Annotated in this window: 19 protein-coding genes; 3 read left to right on the top strand and 16 right to left on the bottom strand. The window is 63.6% G+C overall.

Going from position 1 to position 25,094, the window contains the following annotated elements:
* Positions 1-119: 119 nt before the first annotated feature.
* From IGX34_RS07590 to IGX34_RS07540, 11 genes are all read right to left on the bottom strand, one after another.
* On the bottom strand, positions 120-290 hold the full coding sequence (locus IGX34_RS07590; RefSeq protein ID WP_192555104.1) for a hypothetical protein: 171 nt from the start codon (positions 288-290) through the stop codon (positions 120-122).
* Positions 291-900: 610 nt separating this feature from the next.
* Positions 901-2,400 carry an efflux transporter outer membrane subunit gene (locus IGX34_RS07585; protein WP_225737300.1) on the bottom strand — a complete coding sequence of 500 codons (1,500 nt, stop codon included), beginning with the start codon at positions 2,398-2,400 and terminating at the stop codon, positions 901-903.
* 2 nt (positions 2,401-2,402) lie between these two features.
* Positions 2,403-5,498 (bottom strand): efflux RND transporter permease subunit, encoded by a 3,096-nt coding sequence (locus tag IGX34_RS07580; RefSeq protein ID WP_192555103.1) that lies wholly within the window; start codon positions 5,496-5,498, stop codon positions 2,403-2,405.
* Positions 5,491-6,615, bottom strand: a complete 1,125-nt coding sequence (locus IGX34_RS07575) for an efflux RND transporter periplasmic adaptor subunit (protein WP_192555102.1) — start codon at positions 6,613-6,615, stop codon at positions 5,491-5,493. Before IGX34_RS07575 ends, IGX34_RS07580 begins: the two co-directional genes overlap by 8 nt.
* A 243-nt stretch (positions 6,616-6,858) precedes the next feature.
* Positions 6,859-8,523, bottom strand: a complete 1,665-nt coding sequence (locus IGX34_RS07570) for a Na/Pi cotransporter family protein (protein WP_192555101.1) — start codon at positions 8,521-8,523, stop codon at positions 6,859-6,861.
* A gap of 367 nt (positions 8,524-8,890) precedes the next feature.
* Positions 8,891-11,557 carry a magnesium-translocating P-type ATPase gene (gene mgtA / locus IGX34_RS07565; protein WP_192555100.1) on the bottom strand — a complete coding sequence of 889 codons (2,667 nt, stop codon included), beginning with the start codon at positions 11,555-11,557 and terminating at the stop codon, positions 8,891-8,893.
* A gap of 155 nt (positions 11,558-11,712) precedes the next feature.
* Positions 11,713-11,898, bottom strand: coding sequence for a hypothetical protein (locus IGX34_RS07560; protein ID WP_192555099.1), 186 nt, complete (start codon positions 11,896-11,898; stop codon positions 11,713-11,715).
* Between the two features lie 282 nt (positions 11,899-12,180).
* Positions 12,181-13,068: a heme o synthase gene (gene cyoE / locus IGX34_RS07555; RefSeq protein WP_192555098.1), complete on the bottom strand. Its 888-nt coding sequence runs from the start codon at positions 13,066-13,068 to the stop codon at positions 12,181-12,183.
* Positions 13,065-14,222, bottom strand: coding sequence for a COX15/CtaA family protein (locus tag IGX34_RS07550; protein ID WP_192555097.1), 1,158 nt, complete (start codon positions 14,220-14,222; stop codon positions 13,065-13,067). The genes cyoE and IGX34_RS07550 overlap by 4 nt, the downstream gene beginning before the upstream one ends.
* Positions 14,222-14,788: a hypothetical protein gene (locus tag IGX34_RS07545; RefSeq protein WP_192555096.1), complete on the bottom strand. Its 567-nt coding sequence runs from the start codon at positions 14,786-14,788 to the stop codon at positions 14,222-14,224. Before IGX34_RS07545 ends, IGX34_RS07550 begins: the two co-directional genes overlap by 1 nt.
* 218 nt (positions 14,789-15,006) lie before the next feature.
* On the bottom strand, positions 15,007-15,735 hold the full coding sequence (locus IGX34_RS07540; protein ID WP_192555095.1) for an SURF1 family protein: 729 nt from the start codon (positions 15,733-15,735) through the stop codon (positions 15,007-15,009).
* 59 nt (positions 15,736-15,794) lie between these two features.
* On the opposite strand from IGX34_RS07540, the gene IGX34_RS07535 reads away from it, so the two are divergent.
* Positions 15,795-16,010 (top strand): twin transmembrane helix small protein, encoded by a 216-nt coding sequence (locus tag IGX34_RS07535; RefSeq protein ID WP_192555094.1) that lies wholly within the window; start codon positions 15,795-15,797, stop codon positions 16,008-16,010.
* A gap of 199 nt (positions 16,011-16,209) precedes the next feature.
* Here the strand turns inward: IGX34_RS07535 and IGX34_RS07530 are convergent, their stop codons facing one another.
* From IGX34_RS07530 to IGX34_RS07510, 5 genes are all read right to left on the bottom strand, one after another.
* Positions 16,210-17,097: a cytochrome c oxidase subunit 3 gene (locus tag IGX34_RS07530; RefSeq protein ID WP_192555093.1), complete on the bottom strand. Its 888-nt coding sequence runs from the start codon at positions 17,095-17,097 to the stop codon at positions 16,210-16,212.
* Between the two features lie 53 nt (positions 17,098-17,150).
* Positions 17,151-17,336, bottom strand: a complete 186-nt coding sequence (locus IGX34_RS07525; protein WP_192555092.1) for a hypothetical protein — start codon at positions 17,334-17,336, stop codon at positions 17,151-17,153.
* A gap of 3 nt (positions 17,337-17,339) precedes the next feature.
* Positions 17,340-18,965 carry a cytochrome c oxidase subunit I gene (gene ctaD, locus IGX34_RS07520; RefSeq protein WP_192555091.1) on the bottom strand — a complete coding sequence of 542 codons (1,626 nt, stop codon included), beginning with the start codon at positions 18,963-18,965 and terminating at the stop codon, positions 17,340-17,342.
* Between the two features lie 64 nt (positions 18,966-19,029).
* The gene (gene coxB / locus IGX34_RS07515; protein WP_192555090.1) at positions 19,030-19,983 is read right to left on the bottom strand and encodes a cytochrome c oxidase subunit II; all 954 of its coding nucleotides are present in this window, start codon (positions 19,981-19,983) and stop codon (positions 19,030-19,032) included.
* A gap of 19 nt (positions 19,984-20,002) precedes the next feature.
* The gene (locus tag IGX34_RS07510) at positions 20,003-20,485 is read right to left on the bottom strand and encodes a DUF2244 domain-containing protein (protein ID WP_225737299.1); all 483 of its coding nucleotides are present in this window, start codon (positions 20,483-20,485) and stop codon (positions 20,003-20,005) included.
* Positions 20,486-20,981: 496 nt separating this feature from the next.
* Between IGX34_RS07510 and putA the strand changes: the two genes are divergently transcribed.
* The gene (gene putA, locus IGX34_RS07505; RefSeq protein WP_192555089.1) at positions 20,982-24,185 is read left to right on the top strand and encodes a bifunctional proline dehydrogenase/L-glutamate gamma-semialdehyde dehydrogenase PutA; all 3,204 of its coding nucleotides are present in this window, start codon (positions 20,982-20,984) and stop codon (positions 24,183-24,185) included.
* Positions 24,186-24,290: 105 nt separating this feature from the next.
* Entirely contained in the window at positions 24,291-24,986 is a 696-nt protein-coding gene (locus tag IGX34_RS22330) for a redoxin domain-containing protein (protein WP_192555088.1), read from the top strand.
* Positions 24,987-25,094: the final 108 nt, after the last annotated feature.

The following is a 25,094-nucleotide window of genomic DNA, read 5'->3' as shown; positions in this document are numbered from 1 at the left end:
TCCCCTCACCCCAGCCCTTTCCCCGGAGGGTAGAGGGAGCGGAGCGTGGTACGCCGTTCCCAATGCGGCACCACGACCTCAACCGGGTGCCGCGAGGGGATCATGCGTATACGCGCAACTTATCCATCCCGCTCCCGCCCGAGCAGCTCGGTGTATTCATCCAGAAAATGCAGTGCGGCCTGCAGCCCGTCGGTTTGCGCTGCCGTCAGCGGCCAGGGACTGGTGCTTTCGTCGAGCACAAAACGACGGACGTTCAAGCAGGCCGTGCTGTAGTCCAGTAAACCGTTCAAGCTTTGTCGCGCCAGCTTCAAGCCGGCCGTACGTGTCTCAAAGGTTTGCTACACCCGCCGTGCGGGTCCAAGTGGGAACAAGGGAGAAACAGAAGAGTACGGGCGTGCCGTATGATCCGTGGTAGCCACGATCAGCTCCTAGTAAGTTGGTTGGGGTTAGCGGGTCGTGCGAGGTGATGACTCGTACGATCCGCGTTCTTCCACACATCGCTGCGTGGGTCATCGGCACCTGGGGTTTAAGTAGGCGTTGACGACGATAGCGACGTTAGCAAAAGGCACTGAGCGTGGATGTAGGATTTTCCGCCGCGCTGTGTAGGGGTGGCTGTATACGTGGCTACTTACTTTGGCCGCGAGTGTGGGGGCTTCACCCCACCCCAACCCTCCCCTACTGCACGTAGGGGAGGGAGCTTATCGTGCTAGCGTGGAGATGCATCGCTCCCTCCCCTGCTCGGCAGGGGAGGGCTGGGGTGGGGTTGCACGCGCTAGCCGCAAGCCACACACCGCAGCCGCGTAGGTTGGGTTAGCGCAGCGTAACCCAACAAATCTTCACGGACGCCGTGAGGCATTGTTCAGTTACCCCAGATCAAGTCCGGAGTAACCCAACCCACCGTCACGGTGTGGACGCAACATCCTGGCGATTCCACCAGCCACCGCCCACCGCCTGGAACAAGGCCACGCTATCGGCATACCGCGCCGCACGCGCCTGGATCAACGTCAGCTCCGCCTGCCGATAAGTGACCTGCGCATTCAACAGCGCCACCATGCTGATGTCACCCACCGCATACTGCTTCTGCGCAATCTGCAAGCTGTGCGCCGCGGCACGCTCGGCACGCGAGCTGGCCACCAGCGCATCGGCATCGGACTGCGCCGCATGCAGCGAATCGGCCATGTTCTGCAGCGCCGACATCACCGTACTGCGGTATTGCTCGGCGGCTTGGCGATAAGCCGCCTCCGCCGCACGCTGGCGATGCTTGAGCGTGCCACCGTCGAAGATCGGCGCGGTAATCGCCGCACCGATATTCCAGAAGCCGGTACCGCTGCCGAACAGGTTGTGCATCTGATCGGCCGCACTACCACCATTGGCGGTAATGGCGATATTCGGCAAACGTGCGGCAAAGGCCACGCCCACTTGTGCACAGGCCGCGTGCAGATTCGCTTCGGCCATGCGTACATCCGGCCGCTGCTCCACCAGCCGCGCCGGCAGGCTCATCGGCAGATCGGGCGGCAATTGCAGACCCTGCAACTCAAACGTGGCCGGTACCTCCTGGTCAGGTGTACGCCCGCTCAACACCGCCAGCAGATCGCGCTGCTGCGCCAGCTGCTTTTGCAACGGAGGCAAACCGGCACGCAATTGTTCCAGCGTGGCGATCTGCGCGGCGATATCGGCCTCGCCCATGTCGCCCGCGCTCAACTGCTGGTGATTGGTGTCCAGGATCTTCTGCTGGCTGGCAATCATGTCCTGCATCGCCACGATCTGCGCACGCAGCGAGGCCTCGCTCACCGCCGCGTTCACCACATTGGTGGTCAGGGTGAGATAGGTTGCCTCCAGCTGGAAGCGCTGCGCATCCTCCTGCGCCACCAGCGACTCCACCGAACGGCGGTTCGCGCCCCATAGATCCGGGGTGTAGGAAATGCTGAGCTGCGCGGTGGTGAGGTTGTACAGCGTGGCATTGGAAACCACGCCGCTGGACAGCACCGAACCGGTTTTTTGGCGCGTGGGATCGATGCTGGCGTTTACTTGTGGAAAGAACTGGCCCTGCTGCGCACGCACGTTTTCCAGCGCCGCCCGCAGTGCTTCCTGCGCCGCGCCGACATCGGGATTGTGCTTGATCGCATCGTCGACCAGCGCGTTCAACGGCACCGAGTGAAACAGCGTCCACCATTGGCCGGGAATATCCATATCGCGCACGAACTGCTGCGCGTTGCCGTCCGCCACCGGCGCGGATGCGGTAGCCGCCGGCGTGGCATTCGGCGCGTAGTCCTTGGCCGCAGGTGCGGCCGGACGATGAAAGTCAGGCCCGACTGCGCAGGCGCCGAGCGCCAGCGCGATGGCAAGCACCAGCAGGCTGCGGCCAGCACGGCGCATAGCAACATTCTGGATGGCGTGCATGCTCAGATCTCCTCTGCCGAAGGAGCGTGGCCCCAACGCTTCTGGATAAAGTTCTCCAGCCCGAAATAGAAGCTGGGCAGGATGTACAGGGTCAGCAAGGTGGCGATCGGCAAGCCGCCCACCACGACGGAAGCCAGACCGCGCTGCACATCGGTACCGATGCCGGTGGCCAGCGCCGCCGGCAGCATGCCGATGCTGGCCACGGTGGCCGTCATCAAGACCGGACGGAAGCGCTCGGTGGCGCCGACCAGCACCGCCTCGAACAGCGACAAGCCTTCGCGCCGCACGCGGTTGATGTTCGAGACCATGATGATGCCGTTCTGCACGGCCACACCGAACAAGGCGATAAAGCCCACCGCGGTGGCGATGTTCAGTGTTTCGCCGCGCAGGTGCAGCGAGATCAGGCCGCCAACGGTGGCGAGCGGCACCACCGCCAGCACCAGCACCGCCTGGTGGAATTTGCCGAATTCGGCAAACAGCAGCACGGCCATGATCGCCATCACCATGCCCATCACCGCGATCAGGCGCGCCTCGGCACGTTGCTCGTTCTCGAAGTTGCCGGCCCATTCGAGCTGGTTGGTCTGTTTGTCGAAATGCACTTTGGCATCGATCTGCTGCTGCGCGTCGGCGAGGTACTCCGACAACGCTCGATCGCGGTTATCGATACGAATGGTCAGCTCGCGCTTGCCATGTTCGTGCGCGATGGTGCTTTCGCCCGAAGCCAGCTTGATATCCGCCACCTCTTTCAACGGCACCTGCGCACCGCTGCTGGTGGAGAGCGGCAACTCGCCCACCGCCTGCAGGCTGTTGGCCACCTCGTTGGAAACACGTGCGGTGACGTTATAGGTGCGATCGCCGACATACACCTGGGTGATCGGCGCGCCGCCGATGGCGGTCTGAATCAGGTTGGTGATGTCGCTGACATTGATGCCGTAGCGGGCCGCCGCATCGCGATTGGCGGTGATCGCCAACTGCGGAATCGGCGGCTCCTGGAAGATCGACGCATCTGCCGTACCGCGCACGCCCTTCAGCACATCGACGATCTGGTTGCCCATCTGGCGCATCTCATGCAGGTCATCGCCGTAGATGCGCAGCACCAGCGGACTGTGCGCGCCGCCGACCATATCGTTTTCGCCGTCGATGATCGGCTGGCTGATACCGACCGAAATGCCCGGAATCTGCTGCATGCGCGCATTGAACTTGCGCAGGAATTCCGCCTTGGTCTCGCCATGCGCCCAACTGCTGTACGGCTTCAGGCCTACGCCGGCTTCCACGTGCGACGGTGTCCACGGATCGGTACCGGTGTCGTTGCGTCCCAGCTGCGTGACGATAAACGACACCTCCGGAAACTCGCGCACCACTTTGCGCAGCTGCGCGGTCATCTGGCTGGCCTTGTCCAGCGACAAGCCGGTCGGCATCTGCACCTGCAGCCACAAGGAACCTTCATCCAGGTCCGGCAGGAATTCGCGGCCGATGCTGGCGCCGAGCACCAGTACGCCGCAGAACGCCACGCCGGCGATGGTATAGGCCACCGGCAGGTTGTGCAGCAGGCGGCCAAGGCTGTGCGTAAACATCTCGCGCAAGCGTTCCAGCGGCTTGTTGTGGAACAGCTTGCGCGGCTTGCGCAGGGCCAGATACGCCAGCGCGGGGGTCAGGGTGACCGTGCACAGCAACGCCGCCAACAGCGCATAGCCGACGGTAAAGGCCATCGGGCGGAACAGCTTGCCTTCCGCATGCTCGAAGGCGAACAGCGGCAGGTAAGCGGTAACGATGATCAGCGTGGCGAAGAAGATCGAGCGGCCGACGTGGCCGGTGACCAGCATCACATCGTCCTCGGTCAGCACTTCGGTCGGCTTCTGCTCGCGCCGATGCAGGATCGCCTCGGTAACCACGATGGCGCCGTCCACGATCACGCCGAAGTCGATCGCACCCAGCGAAAACAGGTTCGCCGACATATGCGTGAACTGCATCAGGATGAACACGGTCACCAGCGACATCGGGATCGCCACCGCGGCCACCATCGCCGAGCGCGGGCTGCCGAGGAACAGGATCAGCACGATGCAGACCAGGCCGATGCCTTCCATCACGGTGTGGAGGACTTTTTCCTTGGTGGCATTGACCAGATCGTCGCGGTCGATATACGGCACGATGCGCACGTTCTGCGCGGCGAGTTGCTTGTTCAGCTCCGCCACCTTGGCGTGGATGCCATCCAGCACGCGCGACGGATTTTCATACTTGAGCAGGTCGACGATGCCTTCGATGGTATCGGGGTTGTTGTCCTTGCCCAGAATGCCTTCGCGCACCTGATGCCCGTAGCGCAGTTTGCCCAATTGCTTTACCAGCACCGGCACGCCGTTGTTTTGCGTCACCACGATTTCGCCCAGGTCCGCGAGCGAATGCACCATGCCGATGCCGCGTACGATGTAGGACTGCTCGCCGCGCGTGATGCGTCCGCCGCCGGCATTGGAGGTATTGGCGGAAATCGCCGCGGTTACCTGGTTGACGCTGACGCCGTAGTGCAGCAGTTGCTGCGGATCCAGTTCCAGCTGGAATTCCTTGGTGAAGCCGCCGAAGTTGTCGACGTTGATCACGCCGGGCACCTGGTTCAGCGCCGGAATCACCACCCAGTTCTGGATCTCCGACAGCTGCATCAGATTCTTGCTGGTGGATTCGAGTGTGTAGCGATAGATTTCGCCGGCCGGACCGCTCACCGGGTCCAGTCCCGGGGTGATGCCGGCAGGCAGCGTCACCTGGCTGATGCGCTCCATGATGCGCTGGCGTTCCCAGTAATCTTCGGCGCCATCCTTGAACACCATGGTGATCAGCGACAGGCCGAAGGTGCTGCTCGAACGCATGCTGACCAGCCCCGGCGTATTGGCCAGACTGCGCTCCAGCGGCGTGGTGATCTGCTGCTCGATTTCTTCGGCAGCCAGGCCCGGCACCTGGGTGGTGACCTGCGCGGTGACGTCGCTGAGTTCCGGATAGGCCTCGATCGAAATCTGGGTCCAGGAGTAGTAGCCGAAGCAGACCACCAGGATGGTCACCACGATAAAGAGCAGGCGCTTCTCGAAGCAGAAGCGGAAGAGCTGATTAATCATTGAGCAGCACTCCGCCCTTGACGATCACGCGATCGCTGGCCTTCAGGCCCTTCAGTACGCGAGTGCCATCGCCTTCGTCATAGCTCAGGTCCACCGTGCGCCGCTCGAAGGTCCACGGCGCGGTCTCCACGAACACGCTGATGTTGTCGTTGTTCATCAGCAACGCCGACTCCGGCACGAACACTTGCTCCGGCTGCGGAATATCGATGCTGACGTTGGCGAACATGTTCGGCTTGAGCTTGGCGTCCGGATTGGCGAACACCGCGCGCACCAGGTCGCGGCGCGTATCGGGCTGCAGTACCGGATTGACGAAGCTGACAGTGCCGTTGAATACCTGGTCCGGATAAGCCGCCAGCACGGCATGGATGTTTTCGCCTTTGGCGATCTGGCCGACATCGCTCTCCGGCACGTTGGCAGTGATCCACACGCTGTCGAGATTGGAGATGGTCATCATCGATGCCGTGGCATCGTTGACGTAGGTGCCCGGCGATACCGTCAGCGTGGTGACATAACCGCTGGCTGGCGCCGTGATCTGCATCGGGCGCTTGCCTTGTGCAGCTTGCTCGCCGCCTACGGCGCCCAGGCGCGTCTGTGCGCGATTGAATTCGGCCAACGCCTGGTTGTAGCCGCTCTGCGCCGCTTCCAGATCCTTGGTGGCATTGCCGCCGGCGGCTTTTACGGCGCGCGCGCGATCCAGCGTCTTCTTGGCCAGGTCGAGCGCATCCTTGGCTTTGTCGTTATCGGCATAGGCCTGGGCCAGGTCGCCCGAATCGATCACTGCCAGCAATTGCCCGCGGGTGACGTGGTCGCCCAGGCCCACCTTCAACTCCAGCACCTTGCCGGTCAGCGGCGGCAGCACGTTGGCAGTATGTGTGGGATCGGCTTCGACAATACCTGGGAAAATCCTGGCATGCGGTGCCTGATGCATCTGCACCGGCTGCACCTGCAATTCCTTGCGCAGCGGGGAACTGTCCGGAACCTTGTACACGCCATGGTCGACGGTGAAGGCCGGCGGCTGTTCGGCGTCGTCGCTGCCGTGTGAGCAGGCGGCCATGCTCAGTGCCACGGTAACGGCGAGGGTCAGACGCGATGCAGATCGAATCAGGTGATGAAACATAAAATTCCCTTCGGCTTGGTGCTCGAATGCGTTCCCCGTAGCCACAAGGCCACAGAGCTGTTGCAAAACGGTGAAGGGAAGGCCTGCCAGTGCAAAAAAACTGGCAGGTATTGCCCCGGACCGTGGTTTGGCCGCCCAAAACCACTGCATCCGGGTGCGGCTCCGCTAGGGAGCGCGCGCGAAGGCAGGGTCAGTCAGGCCGGCTAATACTGGGTGGTTCGGCTTGCGTATGACTGTCCAAGGTCAGGCTTTTCCTTCTGCGAGATGAGATGCGTTAGCTTGCACCAACCTTGCTTGCAGCAGGCCGGCACGTTCGAGCGGTAGATAAGCAATGGCGGCAAGGTGCGAATGGATGCGGCGCAGGTCGCGCAGGATGCGCAGATACACATCGCCACCGGCGCCATCGCGTTGCTGGCGCAGATCGCGCACATGCCGGTCGGAAGCATCGTTTTCCAGCCGCCACAGCAATTCCTTGCGCTCCATCAAATGCTGCGCAGCGCGCAAGTCGCCGCGCATGAACACCGCAATCGCCAGCCGCAGGCTTTCCATCAGCTGGCTGTGCATGGCGGCAAGATCCTGGATGTCGTCGGCCGAAAAATCCTGTCCGCGCTCGGCCTTCTTCGCCGCAAATTCCATCAGGTTATTAGCGGTGATATCGCCGATGTGCTCGATGTTGATCACGAACGCATGGATTTCCTGGCTGCGCTCGCCGTCCTCTTCGTTCAAGGCTTCGCCGACCAGGTCGGCGAGGTATTGGCGAATTGCCACACCAAGGCGATCCAGAAACGGATCCATCTTGCTGATGGCGGTGGCGCGTGTGATGTCGTCCTTGCCGAAAATCTCGACCAGGCCCTTCAACATGCCTTCGACCATGTCGGCCATGCGCATGGATTCGCGCGTGGCATTCACCAGCGCCACACCGGCGCTGTCGAGCGCGGCTTCGTCCAGATACAGCGGCAGGCCCTGGTCGGCCGGACGCGGCGGCTCGGGCAGCATGCGCACCAGCAGCTGCGCGAGCTTCTGCACCGGCAGAATGAAAATCAGCGCCAGCACCAGATTGAAAGCAGTGTGGAAATTCACTGCGATACGCGCCGGCGTAGCACCCAGGGGCGCCAGCCAATGGGCCAGCGGATGCAGCAGCGGCAGGCAGATCACGCAGCCGAAGGCGCGCACCAGCAGATTGCCCAGCGGCAGGCGGCGGGCTACCGGCGTATGCGCCTCCAGCAGGGCCGGCAAGGTACCGCCCAGGTTGGCGCCGAGCACCAGTGCCAGCGCGCCCGGCGCATCGATCACGCCACCGGTAGCGAGCGATACGATCAACAGCACCACCGCCACGCTGGAATGACACATCCAGGTCAGCGCAGCCGCCACCAGCATGGCGATCACCGGTTCGTCGGCCAGCGCCTGCATGCCTGCCTGCAGCAGCTGTGCGTTTTCCATCGGCTTCATGGTCAGCACCAGCAGGTGCAGCGCCAGCAGCATCAGGCCCAGGCCAATGCCGACACGGCCGAGATTTTCATAGCGCACATCGTCGCTGCGCCGATGCAGCGCCGTGCCGAACAGGATCAGCACCGGTGCAATCAGGGCGATGTCGAACGACATCACTTGCACGATCAGGGTGGTACCGACATTGGCGCCCAGCATCACCGCCAGTCCCGGCGCCAGGCCGAGGAAACCGTTGGCAGCAAACGAGGTAGCCATCATGCCGGTGGCGGTGCTGCTCTGAAGCAGCGCCGTGATGCACACGCCAAAGGCGAACGCGGCCGGGCGGTGGCCGAGAAAACGGCCCAGCGAACGGCGCAATGCACTGCCGTAGCCGCGCAGCACGCCGCTGGTGACCATATGTGTGCCCCACAGCAGCAGAGCGACGTAACCGGCAATATCGAAGAGAGCGAAGGTGCCTTTCATGGCGGGCACTCCTTTTAAAAAAACGATGCCATGGCTCATTCGAAAAACGAATGAACGATAGAACATCAAAGCAAAAATCTCGCCCCACCGTCATTCCGGCGCAGGCCGGAATCCATGGCGGATGCGAAGCGTGGATGACCAGCATCCGCTGTTGTAAAGCTCTTCCGGCCTGCGCCGGAATGACGTTACGGTAGAACTAACACGTCGAAATGGTGCCTTTCATAGTGGCACTCCTGAAAATAACGGCGCTGCAGATTCATCCGTAAGACGAATGAGCTACAGAACCTGTGCAACAAATCTTGCCAGCCGTCATTCCCGCGAATGGGGGAATGACGGCACAAAAAAGCATCGCACCGTGATGCGTGTATTAGAGCCAGCGCCCATAGCGACGGATGTACAGCAGCTTCGCCACCTGCGTCAGCATGCAGTAAGCCACCACCGTCACCGCCAGCCAGCCGAAGTACTCGCCCGGCAAATGCACCATGCCGATCTTGGTCCCTACTGCGGTAAACGGAATGATCATGCCGATCACGATGATCGCCGTGGTCAGCCCAAGTACCGGCGCTGCCGCCACGCTCTGCAGGAACGGGATCTTGCGCGTACGGATCATGTGCACCACCAGCGTCTGCGTCAGCAGGCTCTCGATGAACCAGCCCGACTGGAACAGCGACTGATGCGCTTCGCCATTGGCGCCGAACACAAACCACAGCAAGGCAAAGGTGGTGATGTCGAAGATCGAGCTGGTCGGTCCGATCCACACCATGAAGCGGCCGATATCGCTGGCATCCCATTTGCGCGGCTTGCGCAGGTATTCCTCGTCCATGCGGTCGAACGGAATCGACAGCTGCGAGATGTCGTACAGCAGATTCAGCACCAGCACCTGCAGCGGCAACATCGGCAGGAACGGCAGGAAGAAGCTGGCCACCACCATGCTGAGCACGTTGCCGAAGTTGGAGCTGGCGGTCATCTTGATGTACTTGATGATGTTGCCGAAGGTGATGCGCCCTTCCAGCACGCCCTCCTCCAGCACCATCAGGTTCTTTTCCAGCAAGATGATGTCGGCCGATTCCTTGGCGATATCGGTGGCGGTATCCACCGAAATGCCCACATCCGCTTCGCGCAGGGCCGGCGCATCGTTGATGCCGTCGCCGAGGAAGCCCACGGTATGGCCCTGGCGCTGCAGCGACTTCACCACGCGCGCCTTCTGCAGCGGCGACATCTTGGCGAACACAGTGGTGCGCTTGACCAGCTCGTCCAGCGCGCTGTCGTCCAGCGGCTCGATATCGCGGCCCTGCGCGGAGTGCTCCACATTCAGGCCCACTTCGCGGCAGATCTTGCGCGTTACCGCTTCGTTGTCGCCGGTGATCACCTTCACTTCCACGCCGTGGTGATGCAGCGCGGCGATGGCGGTGGCGGCGGTGTCCTTGGGCGGATCGAGGAAGGCCAGGCAGCCGACGGCGGTGAGGCCGGCTTCGTCGGCCACGCCGTAGGCGCGGTTATGCGGATCTTCCTGCTTGATCGCCACCACCAGCACGCGCAGGCCGTCTTCGTTGAGCCGGCGCGTCATCGCCTTGATCTCGCGGCGGCGCTCGTCGGTCATCGGCACGATCTCGTCGCCGATGCGCTCCATCGAAGAGATCGACAGCATCTCTTCCACCGCGCCCTTGCACACCAGCAGGTGGCGGCCGTCGCCGTTGGCCAGCACCACCGACATGCGGCGACGCTGGAAGTCGAACGGAATTTCGTCCACCACGCGATAGCGCTGGACGATCGGTTCCAGGTCGCGATGCCCCAGTACGGCCTTGTCCATCAGGTTCTTCAGGCCGGTCTGGAAGTGGCTGTTGAGGTAGCCGTATTCCAGCGCGTCGTCCGAATCTTCGCCGTCCAGGTCGAGATGACGCTCCAGCACGATCTTGTCCAGCGTGAGGGTGCCGGTCTTGTCGGTGCACAGCACGTCCATGGCGCCGAAGTTCTGGATCGCGTTGAGGCGCTTCACCACCACCTTGCGCTTGGACATCGCCATCGCGCCCTTGGCCAGGTTGGCGGTGACGATCAGCGGCAGCATTTCCGGGGTAAGGCCCACCGCCACCGACAGCGCGAACATCAGCGCCTCGAGGAAGCCGTGCTTGTACCACTGGATGCCCAGCACCACCGGCACCATCACCAGCATGAAGCGGATCAACAGCCAGCTCACGCTGCTGACGCCGCGATCGAAGCTGGTCTGCACGCGCTCGCCCACGATGCTGCGCGCCAGCGAACCCAGATAGGTGCGTGCACCGGTCGCCACGACCACGGCGGCGGCGGTGCCGCTGACCACGTTGGTGCCCATGTAGCAGATGGTGGGCAGGTCGAGCGGATTGCCCTGCTGCACGCCCTCCGCGCCGGACTCCACCGCATGGGCCTGGGCCGGGCCGGCCTTTTCCACCGGCAGCGATTCGCCGGTGAGGATGGCCTGGCTGATGAACAGGTCCTTGGCGGTAAGCAGGCGCAGGTCGGCGGGCACCATGTCGCCGGCCGCCAGATGCACGATATCGCCCATCACCAGCTCGCCCACCGGCACTTCGATGCGCTCGCTGTGCCCGTCGGAGGCGCGGCGCGTGACGGTGGCGGTGTTGCGCACCATCGCCTTGAGCTTTTCAGCTGCCCGCGAGGAACGGAATTCCTGGGTAAAGCTCAGCAGCACGCTGATCCCCACCATCACGGCGATGATGATCGGGCCGGACAGATCGTCCGGCGTCACCACCACCTGCACGATCGCCAGGATCAGCAGCACGATGATGAACGGGTTCTTGAACGCACGCAGCAGCTGGAACGTCCAGTGCGGCGGCTTTTCGTGCGAAACCTCGTTTACGCCGTCGCGCGACAGGCGCTCGGTGATCTCATCTTCGTTCAGGCCCGCCGGGGTGGTGTCCAGGCCAGCCAGCAGGGCGTCGTTGTCCTTGAACGCATCCTGCGCCGCGGTTACGCGCGGCGGCGCGGCCACGGTCTTGCTAACGGCCTTGGCCAGCACAGCCTGGGGGGATTGCTTGGTCATGTCTCGCTTCCGTGGAAAGGTGTCGCATGCGATACGGAGACGAGCGTGTGGAACGACCGGCTTCCGCTATGGCAACCCGAGCACGGGGCGATACCGCCCCGGCCGCATCGGCGGCCAGGGTGGAGGCCACCCCTTGCGCAGTTCGCAACGGCGCATCAGTGGCTAGATACCAGATGAAGATGACGGGACGTGCGGGCGTGCTCGGCCTGCTGCTGGCGAGCGGCCGGGCTCAGCGGCTGGGGAACCGTGACGGTCAGCGGGACGCGCACGGCCTGACGGCGTGCGGCCAGGGGGGAACGACCTGCGGTGCGCAGACGGAAGAAATCGCGAAGGAGCTTCATGGGCCCATCTCCTTAATAACGGTGCCGCGGCACCGTTAGGAGCGGGCCGGACTTCCCTAGTCGAGGAAAGCGCCGGCCAACCGCTGGCGGTTGCCGCGAACGATCAGCTTGTTATGCAATGCCGGCACCCGATGCTTGCGGATGTCGACGTTGCGACTAGGGTAAACGTCCATATGCCTTGGTTAAGTTCGGACAGAGGCCCGGTCGGCCGGTGACGCGCCGGTGGGCGCGCGTATTGTTATGCTGCGATGCGCAAGTGTCAAGCCTTGGTCATGAAACTTTTCATGCGGGAGGCTGCAGCAGCAGGGGCGGTACCAGCCAGTGGTCGGCCAGCAGGAAAGCGAACAGCGCCATCAGGTAGATGATCGAATACTTGAAGGTACGCATGGCGAAGTATTCGTCCGGTGGATTCATCATGCGGATTGCGTAATACAGGAAGCCTACGCCCAGCACCGCGGCCCCGCCGCCATAGAGCAGGCCGCTGTAGCCGGTGATCGATGGCAGCAGGCTCACGATCACCAGCAGAATGGTGTAGAGCAGGATGTTCCAGCGCGTATAGCGCACACCGTGGGTGACCGGCAGCATCGGGATTTCCGCGCGGGCGTAATCGTCGCGGCGGAAGATCGCCAGCGCCCAGAAGTGCGGCGGGGTCCATACGAAGATGATCATGCACAACTGCAGCGCGAACGGATGCAGCGCGCCGGTGACGGCGGTCCAGCCCAGCACCGGCGGAATCGCGCCGGCCAGGCCGCCGATCACGATGTTCTGCGGCGTGGCGCGCTTCAGATAGGCGGTATAGACCAGCGCATAGCCGATCAGGCCGCCAAAGGTGAGCCATGCGGTCAGGCCGTTCACCAGCAGGGCCAGTATCAGCATGGACACGACGCCCAGCACGATCGCGAAGACCAGCACCTGGCGCGGCTTCAGCGTGCCGGTGGCGAGCGGGCGGCGCGCGGTGCGCGCCATCAGCTTGTCGATGCGCTCGTCGATCAGATGATTGAAGGCCGCGGCCGAGCCGGAGGCCATCCAGATACCAAGCGTGCCGAACAGCAGCGCGCGCCATGGCGGAATGCCGGGCACGGCGAGGAACATGCCGATCACCGCGCAGAACACCAGCAATGCCACCACGCGCGGCTTGGTCAGCTGCATGTATTCGCGAATCAGACTCATGCGAGCACATCCACGACGTCGCTGCGCCACGGCTGCAGGCGCGCGTAATTCGCCAGCAGGCTAAACAGCAGCAGCGCGGCGCCGCCGTTGTGCATGGTGGCCACCGGCAGCGGCAGGCCGAAATGCACGTTGCTGATACCCAGCGCGATCTGCGCGAGCAGCACCACGAACAGCGCGATACCGCCGAAACGGAAGCCGCCGCGCAGCAAACGGTACGCCAGCCAGCTCAGGTAGCAGAACACCACCAGCGCGCCGATGCGGTGCGCGATCTGGATCGCGCTGCGCGCCGCCATATCGAGAATGCCGCCTTCGTAATTCACGCCGATCTCGCGCCACAGCACGAAACCCTGGTGGAAATCGGTGGGCGGCGCCCATTGCCCCAGGCAAGTGGGGAAGTCGGTGCCGCAGGCCAGCGCGGCGTAATTGGCCGACGTCCAGCCGCCGAGCGCGATCTGCGCGGCGAGCAGCAGGATGCCGAACACGACCAGCCGGCGCAGCGATGCATGGCTGTTGTCGGCCGCACCCACACCCATGTAGCGCAGCGCGACATACGCCAGCAGCCCGAAGGTGCTCATGCCGCCCAGCAAATGCCCCATCACCACGATCGGCTTGAGCAGCAGGGTGACCGTCCACATGCCCAGCATGGCCTGGAAGATGATCACGGCCAGCGCCAGCACACTCATCTTGAGCGCTGCATGCTCGGGCAACCACAGCGCGCCGGTGACCGGCAACAGAATCGCCAGCAAGGCCAGGCCCGACGACCATTGATGTTCGCCATGCAGATAAAGCACGACGCCGGCTGCCGCAAACACGGCACTGACGATCAAGGCCAACAGCACGATGCGCTCGCGCCGCGCGGCGATCAACGCCAGCAGCAGCACCAGCACGCCCAGCGTGCCGGCCAGCATGCGATGCACCTGCTCACGCCAGGCCTTGTCGGCTTCGTACGGGCGATCCGGAAAAGCTTGGTCGGCCTGGGCCACTGCCTGCGCATGCTGCGGCCAGGTGGCCTGGCCGTAGCAGGTCGGCCAGTCCGGGCAGGACAGGCCCGCATTGGAGAGCCGGACAAACGCACCGAACATCACCAGGCCGAAGGCGAACACCGCCGCCAAAACGGCCAGATACGGCACGATTTTGCGTATACGCACAGACATCAACGAATGACCTTTTGCAGATCCTTGCGCAGGCCGCTTGGATCGAAGCCGGCAGGATACAGGGTCAGCGCCGTGCCGTCCGACTCCACCAGCAGCGCGGTAACGCTATCGGCGGCGACCGGGCGATAGGCCGCAAGGCTGTCGTCGGCGTCGGTCCCCAGGGCCCAGTAGTTCTGCATGCCATCGGTGGCGGCATCTGCCGGCGGCTGGCCCACGTAGAGCAGGCGCAGGCGGCTGGCGTTGTTGTTGAGGGTGATCCGCGCGGCGGCCATCTTGGTCAGCGTATCCATACAGCGGGAGGCGCAGCCCGGGCCGGCCAGGGCGATCAGGGTGAGCCGCGGCGAGCTGTCGCGCCAGGGCCAGTCCTTGCCATCGGCCAGGCGGATCTGCACGTGCTGCTGATCCAGATTGCGCTGCGGCTGGATCGGCTCGCCGTACGCCTTGCCGGTGGGTTGCCAGCCACTGAGGTTGAGCAGTGCGGCGGCGATGATCGGTGCGGCGAAAATGAAGACCACCAGCAGGAATTTCAGGCGGCTGGAACGGCGGTTTGGTGTAACAGTGTTCATGCATACCCCTGTGAAGCTTCAAGCTGCTGTGCCGTCATTGCGGACTTTGCGGGACATTTGAAAAACACGCCGGCTTCGCACCCTAAACCGTCATCGCGGCGAAGGCCGGGACCCAGCGCCGCGCGCGGCGTAAAGTCATTGGATCCCGGCCTTCGCCGGGATGACGGCTGGCGTATGCGGCATGCGGTTACAGGTGGGCGCGTCGAAAGATGCATGGCTTAATTCTGCCCACGACGTTTGCGGTGCAAAACGACAAACAACACGACCGCCGCCAGCGCAAACGCGAACCACTGGAACGCATACGCACGATGCCTTGCCGGCGGCATGGAAGAAAGATCCAGCGTATGCACGCGCACATAGATGGCCGCCGGATCCGCATCCAGCACCAGCACACGCGGATAAAGCGTTGCATGCAGATCCGCGGCGACCTGCGGCAGGTCGAGGTAAATCGAGGTCTTCGGCCATTGCGCTTGCCGTACCAGCGCATCGCCGCCCATTTCAAAGCCATGGCCCGGGGGCGGTTGATACAACCCTTGCAGCGTCAATGCAGCATCCGGCAAGGGCGGTAGTTGCGGCGCCTTGCCACTGCCGTTGCCGGGCAAAAAGCCCAGGTCGACCAGCAATAGCTGATTCGCATGCTCCGGCTGGAACGGCGCATACACCTCGACGCCGCCCATTTCATCGTGCTTGGGGTTGTCGAGCAGATAGAGGCGATCGGCCAGGTAATGGCCATTCACGCGCACACGCGGATAGCCGTCTTCGACCGGATTGGCTGTCACGGCAGCGAAGTCCTGCGCGGGCCTGCCGGCCGCTGCGGCATACCGTCGCAGAAGTGCTTCCTTGTAATCGGCACGATGCAATTGCCAGATGCCAAGACGCGCGAAAACAAGCACTGCGGCCAGCGTCAGCAGCACCGCCCACCACGCCGGGCGCCGCAGCCACGTCATGCAGTGGCTCCGGGTGGGATGGCTATACTGGCGATGTCGCGCCTGCTCAGGTCAATCACGTGGAAACCATCTACAAAGTCGTGCTGGTGATCATGTTCCTGGTGGTGATTTTCAACCTCGGCCAGGCGCTGTATTTCATGATGACCGACAAGGACAACAGCAAGCGCACCGTCTGGGCGCTGACCCGGCGCATCAGCTTTTCGCTGCTGCTGATTGCCTTGGTGATTGTCGGGATCAAGATGGGCTGGATACATCCCCATGGTGTGGGGCAGTAACGAATTGTAGCGGGCCGGTTTGGCATACGCCTGGGTTGCGACCTTTGAGCGCAACGGAAACATGCGTAGGTTGGGTTAGCGCAGCGTAACCCAACGATCCATCTTCGTAGCGGCATCGTTGGGTTACGCTGCGCTAACCCAACCTACGTAAAAAGCCCGCCGAAAGGCGGGCTTTTTCATTCCCTCGAACAATGCGGGCTCAGAGAATGTAGACGAACATGAAGAGCCCCAGCCACACCACATCCACAAAGTGCCAATACCAGGCCACCGCCTCGAAACCGAAGTGATGTTCCTTGCTGAAGTGGCCGGCCAGCACGCGCAGCCAGATGATCGCCAGCATGATCGTACCCAGCGTCACATGCAGGCCGTGGAAGCCGGTAAGCATGAAGAAGGTGCAGCCATACACGCCGCTGCCCAGGGTGAGGTTCAGTTCCTTGTACGCCTCTGCATACTCGTGCGCCTGGCAGAACAGGAAGCCCGCGCCCAGCAACACGGTCACGCCCAGGAACAGCAGCACCTTGCCGCGATGACCGGCCTTCAACGCATGGTGCGCGATCGTCACGGTCACGCTGGAGCTGAGCAGGATCAGCGTATTGATCAGCGGCAGGCCCCACGGCGCCACCGTCTCGAAGTCGCCGCCGACATGTCCCGGGCCGTTGCCGCCGCCGTTGCCCCACGAAGCCGCGTAGTCGCTCCACAGGAACTGGTGCGTAAGCACGCCGTGGCCATAGCCGCCCAGCCACGGCACCGAGAACATGCGCACATAGAACAGCGCGCCGAAGAAGGCACCGAAGAACATCACTTCGGAGAAGATGAACCACATCATGCCCATGCGGAACGAGCGGTCCACCTGGCTGTTGTAGCGGCCGGCCATCGACTCGTGGATCACCGAGCGGAACCAGCCGAAGAACATGCCGAGGATGCCGATGAAGCCGATCAGCAGCAGCGTCTTGCCGAAGCCCGCCTCGCCCGGTTCGGCATTCAGCCAGTGCGCCGCGCCGAACACGGTGAGGAACATGACCACGGCGGCCACGATCGGCCACTGGCTCTTGCTCGGTACGTAATAAATGTCGTGCTGCTGACCCATGATGTGTATCCCGTAGATGTTCCTGGTGACCTACGTCCCTGCCTTGGCAAGGTTTACTGCATGAGCGCCTCGGCAACCGCACGCGCGTGCGCCTCGGGGTGGTGCTGAAGCCAGAGCATCTGCGCGATCGAGAACACGAACACGGCGAAGGCAACGATGCCGATCGCCGCCGCCGTGCGGCGGGCGCGCTTTACGCGCCGCGCCTGGTCTGTTTCGAGCATCTGCTGGTCGAGCTTCATCGATCAATCCTCGACATGGCCATGGGCCAGTTCTTCATCGTGGATCACCGGCGCGATGGCGAAGGTGTGGTGCGGCGCCGGCGACGGCACGGTCCACTCCAGGCCCCTGGCGCCTTCCCACACGCGGTCGGTGGCTTTCTTCTTGGAGAACCACACGCAGTGGATCAGCACGCCGAGGAAGATCAGCTGCGAGGCGCCGAACAGGAAGCCGCCGATCGAGCTGATCATGTTGAAGTTGGCGAAGGCCACGTTGTAGTCGGGAATGCGGCGCGGCATGCCGGCAAGGCCAAGAAAGTGCTGCGGGAAGAACAGCACGTTCACCCAGATCACCGAGTTCCAGAAGTGCATCTTGCCCCAGAACTCGCTGTACATATGGCCCGACCACTTCGGGATCCAATAGTAGGTAGCGGCAATGATGGCGAAGATCGCGCCGGTCACCAGCACGTAGTGGAAGTGCGCCACCACGAAGTAGGTGTCGTGATACTGGAAGTCCGCCGGCACCAGCGCCAGCATCAGGCCGGAGAAGCCGCCGATGGTGAACAGAATTACGAAGGCGATGGCGAACAGCATCGGCGTTTCGAAGGTCATCGAGCCGCCCCACATGGTGGCGACCCAGTTGAACACCTTCACGCCGGTGGGCACCGCGATCAGCATGGTGGCGTACATGAAGAAGATTTCAGCGCCCAGCGGCAGGCCCACCGCGAACATGTGGTGCGCCCACACGATGAACGAGAGGAAGGCGATCGAGGCGATCGCGAACACCATCGCCTTGTAGCCGAAGATCGGCTTGCGCGCGAAGGTCGGAATGATCTCCGAGATGATCCCGAACGCGGGCAGGATCATGATGTACACCTCGGGATGCCCGAAGAACCAGAACACGTGCTGGAACAACACCGGATCGCCGCCGCCGGCGGCATCGAAGAAGTGCGTATTGAAGTACTTGTCGGTGAGCAGCATGGTCACCGCACCGGCCAGCACCGGCATCACCGCGATCAGCAGGAACGCGGTGATCAGCCAGCTCCACACGAACACCGGCATCTTCAGCAGGTCCATGCCCGGCGCGCGCATATTGAGGATGGTGGCGATGATGTTGATGGCGCCCATGATCGAGCTGATACCCATCAAGTGCACCGCGAACACCACGTAGGCCAGCGAAGCGCTCTGCAGCGACAGCGGCGGATACATGGTCCAGCCGCCGGCAGGACCGCCGCCCGGCAGGAACAGCGTGGACAGCAGCAGCGCGAAGGCGAACGGCAGGATCCAGAACGACAGGTTGTTCATGCGCGGCAGCGCCATGTCCGGCGCGCCGACCATCAACGGAATCATCCAGTTGCCCAGGCCCACGAAGGCCGGCATGACGGCGCCGAAAATCATCACCAGCGCATGCATGGTGGTCATTTCGTTGAAGAAGTACGGTTGCACCAGCTGCATGCCGGGCTTGAACAGCTCGGCGCGGATCACCATGGCGAAGCTGCCGCCGATAAAGAACATCAGCAGCGAGAAGACCAGGTACAGCGTGCCGATGTCCTTGTGGTTGGTGGACATCACCCAGCGCTGAAAGAAGTTCAGATGCTCGTGGTGTTCGTCGTGGTGCTCATCGTGGTGGTCGTGGGTGGCTGCCTGGGCCATGGCCTTGAACCTCTGCCTTAATGAATGCGTTTACGTGAACTGCGGAACGAAAGCAGCCGGATGATCAACCCTGTGTTGCGTGTGCCGGGACCTGCACGCTGGCCTGTGCAGGCGCCGCCGCGGTGGCGGCCGCAGCCGGTGCGGCAGCGGGCTGCTGCTGCGAAGCCAGCCACTTGGCGAAATCTTCCTGCGAGACCGCCTTCACCACGATCGGCATGAAGCCATGGTCCTGGCCGCACAGTTCCGCGCACTGGCCGCGATAGATGCCTGGCGTATTGATATTGGTCCACGCCGCATTCACCACGCCCGGGATCGCATCCATCTTCCAGCCCAGCGCGGGCACGAACCAGGAATGGATCACGTCGTCGGCGGTGATCACGAAACGGATCTTGGTATGGATCGGCACCACCAGCGGGTGGTCCACGTTGAGCAGATAGGTCTGCTCGCCATCGGCCTTCACCGCCCACGGATCGAGGCCGGAATTGAGCTGGCGAGTGGCATTGCTCTGGTCGTCCAGCTTGGACATGAAGCCGACCTTGCTGATCGCCTTGCCCTGGTAGTCGACGTAGTCGTAGCGCCACTTCCACTGGTAGCCGGTGACCTTCACCGTCATCTGCGCACCGGTGGTGTCGGAGAACTGGCGCAGGCCGTTGGTGGCCAGCCACGCCAGGGTAATAAGAATAAGAATGGGGATGACGGTCCAGATGATCTCGACCGTGGTGTTGTGCGACCACTTCTCGGCCACCGCGCCGGCGGATTTGCGGAAGCGGAACATGGCGATGAACATCGCGCCGAACACCAGGATGCCGATCACCACGCAGACGCCCAGCGACACGTTGTTGAGCAGGTACGGCACTTCCGAATAGGTCGTCACGCCAGGCGTGAGATTCAATTGCCCGGGCTGCGGATTCGCCTCAACGCTGCTGCCGAACAAACCGAGGACTGCTGCCCCCCATGCCCCGACTATGTGCTTCGCCCCGAACCTGATGCCGTGCTTCCCGATGCCGCCAGCTCTCATGTTTGCACCTTTGTTGAACCTACCTGCGCGACTGGGATTGGAAATCGGCCAGCAGCACCCTGAGTTTCCGGAACAGCTCGGCGCGTTCCTCCTCCGCGAGGAAAGCCCCAACTTCCAGCTTGCGTCCGTGCGACGACAACAACAATCGGTAACGCCCCTCCCCTGATTCCAGCAGCACGCGCACCCAATAGGGCTGGAAGCGCGTACAGCGGCGTCCCGGCAGGGTTTGCACCTCCAGCGACTCGGCGTCGAGGGTGATGCGTTCGCTGCGGTCGCCGGCTCGCCAGGCCACGCTCAAGGCGATGGCCACGGCGGAAGCCTCGATCAGGGCGAACAACGGGGCGAATACATTGCCCTGCCACGCTCCCAGACCTGCCGTCATCAACGCCAGGGTAGCCAGCACCAGGATCAGGCGACGCAGGCCGCGCCGGCTGAGCATGCGATTGGGCCGTAGCCACAACACGCACGGCAGGCCGCCGAGGGCTGGTCGAAGCACGATCATGGGAAGTCCGGCGTGCCTGGAACGTTCCGATCATAGGCCGCGATGCTGGAGCCGGCAAGGATGGGTGCAGCGCGTGCAAGGTGTCGGCAGCCGCGTTGCGCACCGGCAAAAAAACGAATATTTGCCGGGATATACGCGTTGTGCGGAGTTTGCGTGCCGATACCGATTTGGGACGCGTGCGAGCCGGTGCCCGCTTCTGCGGTTGCTACAAATTGTCGCGGGGCGAATGCGCGCCGCACGCCAGCAACCCCCTTCCCGCTGACCGTGATTGCGGCGCAGGCCGGGATCCATTCTCAAAGCATCGGCGGCAGACATGTCACCGTCATCGGCGCGCCCTGCGCCAGACGGCACATGGATTTCGGCCTGCGCCGGAATGACCGGGGGCCAGGGCGGCCAGGCGCTTCCGGCCCACACCTTATCTATACGGATGCGTTCACAGGCCGCCCCGCCGTACAATTCCGCGTTCCCAAGCCCCATTCCTACGCGCCACGCCATCGTGACCCAACCCATTCTTACCCCCGAACTGCCGACCGGCGCGGAGCCGGCCCGCGCACGCATCACCGCGGCCTGGCTGCGCGACGAGACCGAGGCGGTCAACGACCTGCTCGCTCAAGCCACCCTGCCCCCGGTCGAGCGCGAAAAAGTGATCGACCTGGCCGCCGACCTGGTCACCCGAGTGCGCGCCCGCGCCAAGGACCAGAGCGCGGTGGAGTCGTTCATGCGCCAGTACGACCTTTCCAGCGAGGAAGGCGTGCTGCTGATGTGCGTGGCCGAGGCCCTGCTGCGCATTCCCGACAAGGCCACCGCCGACAAGCTGATCCGCGACAAGCTGGGCGACGCGAACTGGAAGAAGCACCTGGGCCAGAGCGAGTCGCTGTTCGTCAACGCCTCCACCTGGGGCCTGATGCTCACCGGCAAGCTGGTCAACCTGGCCGAGGAAACGCGCCACGATTTCACCAGCGCGCTGCGCCGCCTGATCGGCCGCGCGGGCGAGCCGGCAATTCGCCTGGCGGTGCGCCAGGCCATGCGCATCATGGGCCACCAGTTCGTGATGGGCCGTAGCATCGACGAGGCGCTGGATCGCTGCGCCAAGGGCGAATACGCCGCCTATCGCTATTCCTACGACATGCTGGGCGAATCGGCGCTCACCAGCGAAACCGCCGAGCGCTACCAGCAGGATTACCGCAACGCCATCGCGCGCATCGGCGCGCGCGGCCCGTTTGCCAATCACACCGATGCGCCGTCGATCTCGGTCAAGCTGTCCGCACTGCACCCGCGCTATGAAGTGGCCAATCGCGAACACGCGCGCCGCGACCTCAGCGCCAAGCTGCTGGAACTGTCGCAGCTGGCGATGAAGCAGGGCATCGCGCTGTCGGTGGATGCCGAGGAAGCCGATCGCCTGGAACTCTCGCTGGACATCATCGGCGATGTGTTCGCGCACCCTTCGCTGCAGGGCTGGAACGGCCTGGGCATCGTGGTGCAGGCGTATTCCAAGCGCACGCCGTTCGTGATCGACTGGCTGATCGAAACCGCGCGCGCCAGCGGCCGCCGCTGGTACGTGCGCCTGGTCAAGGGCGCGTACTGGGACGCGGAGATCAAGCGCGCGCAGGAGCTGGGCCTGTCCGGCTATCCGCTGTATACGCGCAAGCCGAACACCGACGTGTCCTACCTGGCCTGCGCGCACAAGCTGTTCGATGCCGGTAGCGAGCTGATCTATCCGCAGTTCGCCACGCATAACGCGCACAGCATCGCCGCCGTGCATCACATTGCCCGCGGCCGTCCGTTCGAATTCCAGCGCCTACACGGCATGGGCACGGATCTGTATGCCGAAGTGATCGGCCCGCAGAACCTCAACGTGCCTTGCCGCGTGTATGCGCCGGTGGGCACGCACGAGGACCTGCTGCCGTATCTGGTGCGCCGCCTGCTGGAAAATGGCGCCAACACCAGCTTCGTCAACCGCGTGGTGGATGAAACGCTGCCGGTGCGCGAACTGGTGGCCGATCCGTGCGAAACGGTGCGCCGCTACTACGCGGCCAATCATTCCAGCTTTGCGCACCCGCGCATTCCCCTGCCGGTCAACTTGTTTGGTGACCATTTTGCGCTTGCGCAAAATCCAAATTGGGTATCTAGGAAGAATTCCATGGGCGTCAACTTCTCCAACGACAATGAACTGAAGGCCCTCGCCGAGGCGATCAACGCGAAGTCCGGCCAGTGGAACGCCACGCCGCTGGTGCCGGGCGCACAGGGCAACGGCCCCACGGTCGCGGTCACCAATCCGGCCGATCGGCGCGACCCGGTCGGCAGCTATGTCAGCGCCGACGCCGCGCTGGTCGACAAGGCGCTGGCCAATGGCGTGGCCGCCCAGCCGAACTGGGACCGCCTGCCCGCCGCCAGCCGCGCCGCCATCCTCGAGCACGCTGCCGACCAGCTCGAAGCACGCCGCGGCGAATTCATCGCGCTGTGCGTGCGCGAGGCGGGCAAGAGCCTGCCCGACGCGATCGCCGAAATCCGCGAAGCCGCCGACTTCCTGCGCTACTACGCCACCATGGCCCGCCGCCTGTTCGGCCATCCGGAGCAGTTGCCCGGCCCGACCGGCGAGAGCAATCAGTTGTTCCTCAATGGCCGCGGCGTGTTCGTCTGCATCAGTCCGTGGAACTTCCCGCTGGCGATCTTCCTCGGCCAGGTATCGGCGGCGCTCGCTGCCGGCAACAGCGTGATCGCCAAGCCGGCCGAGCAGACCAGCCTGATCGGCTACGTGGCCGTGAAGCTGCTGCATGAAGCCGGCGTGCCGGCCGACGTGCTGCAATACCTGCCCGGCGATGGCGCCGTGGTCGGCGCCGCGCTGACCAAGGATCCGCGCGTGGCCGGCGTGGCCTTTACCGGCTCCACCGAAACCGCCTGGGCGATCAACCGCGCACTGGCGGCGCGCAATGCGCCGATCGCCGCACTGATCGCCGAAACCGGCGGCCAGAACGCGATGATTGCCGACTCCTCCGCCCTGCCCGAGCAGATCGTCAAGGACGTGATCGCCTCCGCCTTCCAGTCCGCCGGCCAGCGCTGCTCCGCCGCGCGCGTGCTGTTCGTGCAGGAAGATATCGCCGACAAGGTCACCGGCATGCTGGCCGGTGCGATGGCCGAACTGAAGGTGGGCGACCCCGGCCAGCTGTCCACCGACGTGGGTCCGGTCATCGACGAGGATGCGCTGAAGATCCTCAACGACCATGCCGCACGCATGGACAAGGAAGCGAAGAAGATCGCTGAAGCCACGCTCGATCCGGCCGCAACCGGCAACGGCACGTTCTTCGCGCCGCGCGCGTACGAGATTCCCTCGCTCAATATCCTCAAGCGCGAAGTGTTCGGTCCGGTGCTGCACGTGATCCGCTGGAAGGGTAGCGAGCTGGCGCAGGTGATCGACGCCATCAACGGCACCGGCTATGGCCTGACGCTGGGCGTGCACAGCCGTATCGACGATACGGTGGAATACATCCGCAGCCATGCGCGGGTGGGCAATTGCTACGTCAACCGCAACCAGATCGGCGCGGTAGTGGGCGTGCAGCCGTTCGGCGGCGAGAGCCTCTCGGGTACCGGCCCGAAAGCGGGTGGCCCGCACTATCTGCTGCGCTTTGCGGGTGAGCGCACGCTCACCATCAACACCACGGCGGCGGGCGGCAACGCGTCGCTGCTGACGATCGGCGAGTAAGCCGCCCTGCTCCCTCTCCCCTCCGGGGAGAGGGTTGGGGTGAGGGGAAACCTCGCGCAATCTTTCTTCATTGCGCGGACCTGGCAAGGGCAAATCCACTTGAGCGTGAAGTGTGAGGCAAGCGCGGCCTCGCACGACAGCGACGAAGCAAGCTTCCTCGCCACCCTGCAACTCGGCAGCACACCGCACGTCCGCTACCTCGACTCCAACGGCAAGCCGCTGGACTACGCCGGCTTCGCGCAGCAACTGCACGCGCGCCGTTCCTACAGCATTACGCGCGATCGTCAGGCCGGCGCCGCCGTACTGCGGCTGCGTCCGCCCGGCGCCCATGCCGGCGAGCCCGGCCGCTTCGCGTTCGGCCGCGGCGATGCCTTTCCGCCGTTTGAATTGCGCTCGCTGCGCGGCGCCACCCAGCGACTCAGTGATTTTCACGGGCGCTATACGCTCGTGAGCTTTTTCTTCGCCGAATGCGGGCCATGCATCGCCGAGGTGCCTACCTTGAATGCCTTCGCACGCGAGCATGGCGAGATGAATGTGGTGTCGATCACATTCGAAGACGCTGTGCTTGCACGCGGCTTTGTCGACGACCACGGCCTGAGCTGGAACGTGCTGTACGACGGCGTTGCGCTGACCGATACGCTGGGCGTCGGTACGTATCCGACATTGATGTTGATCGATCCAAGCGGCCGCGTCGCAGGCGCAGCGGTGGGCATGTCGCTGAGTGATGATTCCGTGAAGCGGCTGGCCGATCTGGATGGCTGGGTCGCGCAGTGGCAGCACGCCATGTCGACGAAGCCGTAACGCTTCGCAACATACGCGGCGACGCTTGTGCGCCGCGCCAACCACCTCGCGCCCACACGTGCTAGAAGATACGTTCTGCGCCGAAGAGGGTCGGCACGGGGGAAGGTC

Source organism: Dyella acidiphila, assembly GCF_014863405.1.
GTDB classification, from domain to species: domain Bacteria; phylum Pseudomonadota; class Gammaproteobacteria; order Xanthomonadales; family Rhodanobacteraceae; genus Dyella_B; species Dyella_B acidiphila.
Note: the sequence above shows the minus strand (reverse complement) of the source record. Positions and strands in the feature narration are given on the sequence as shown.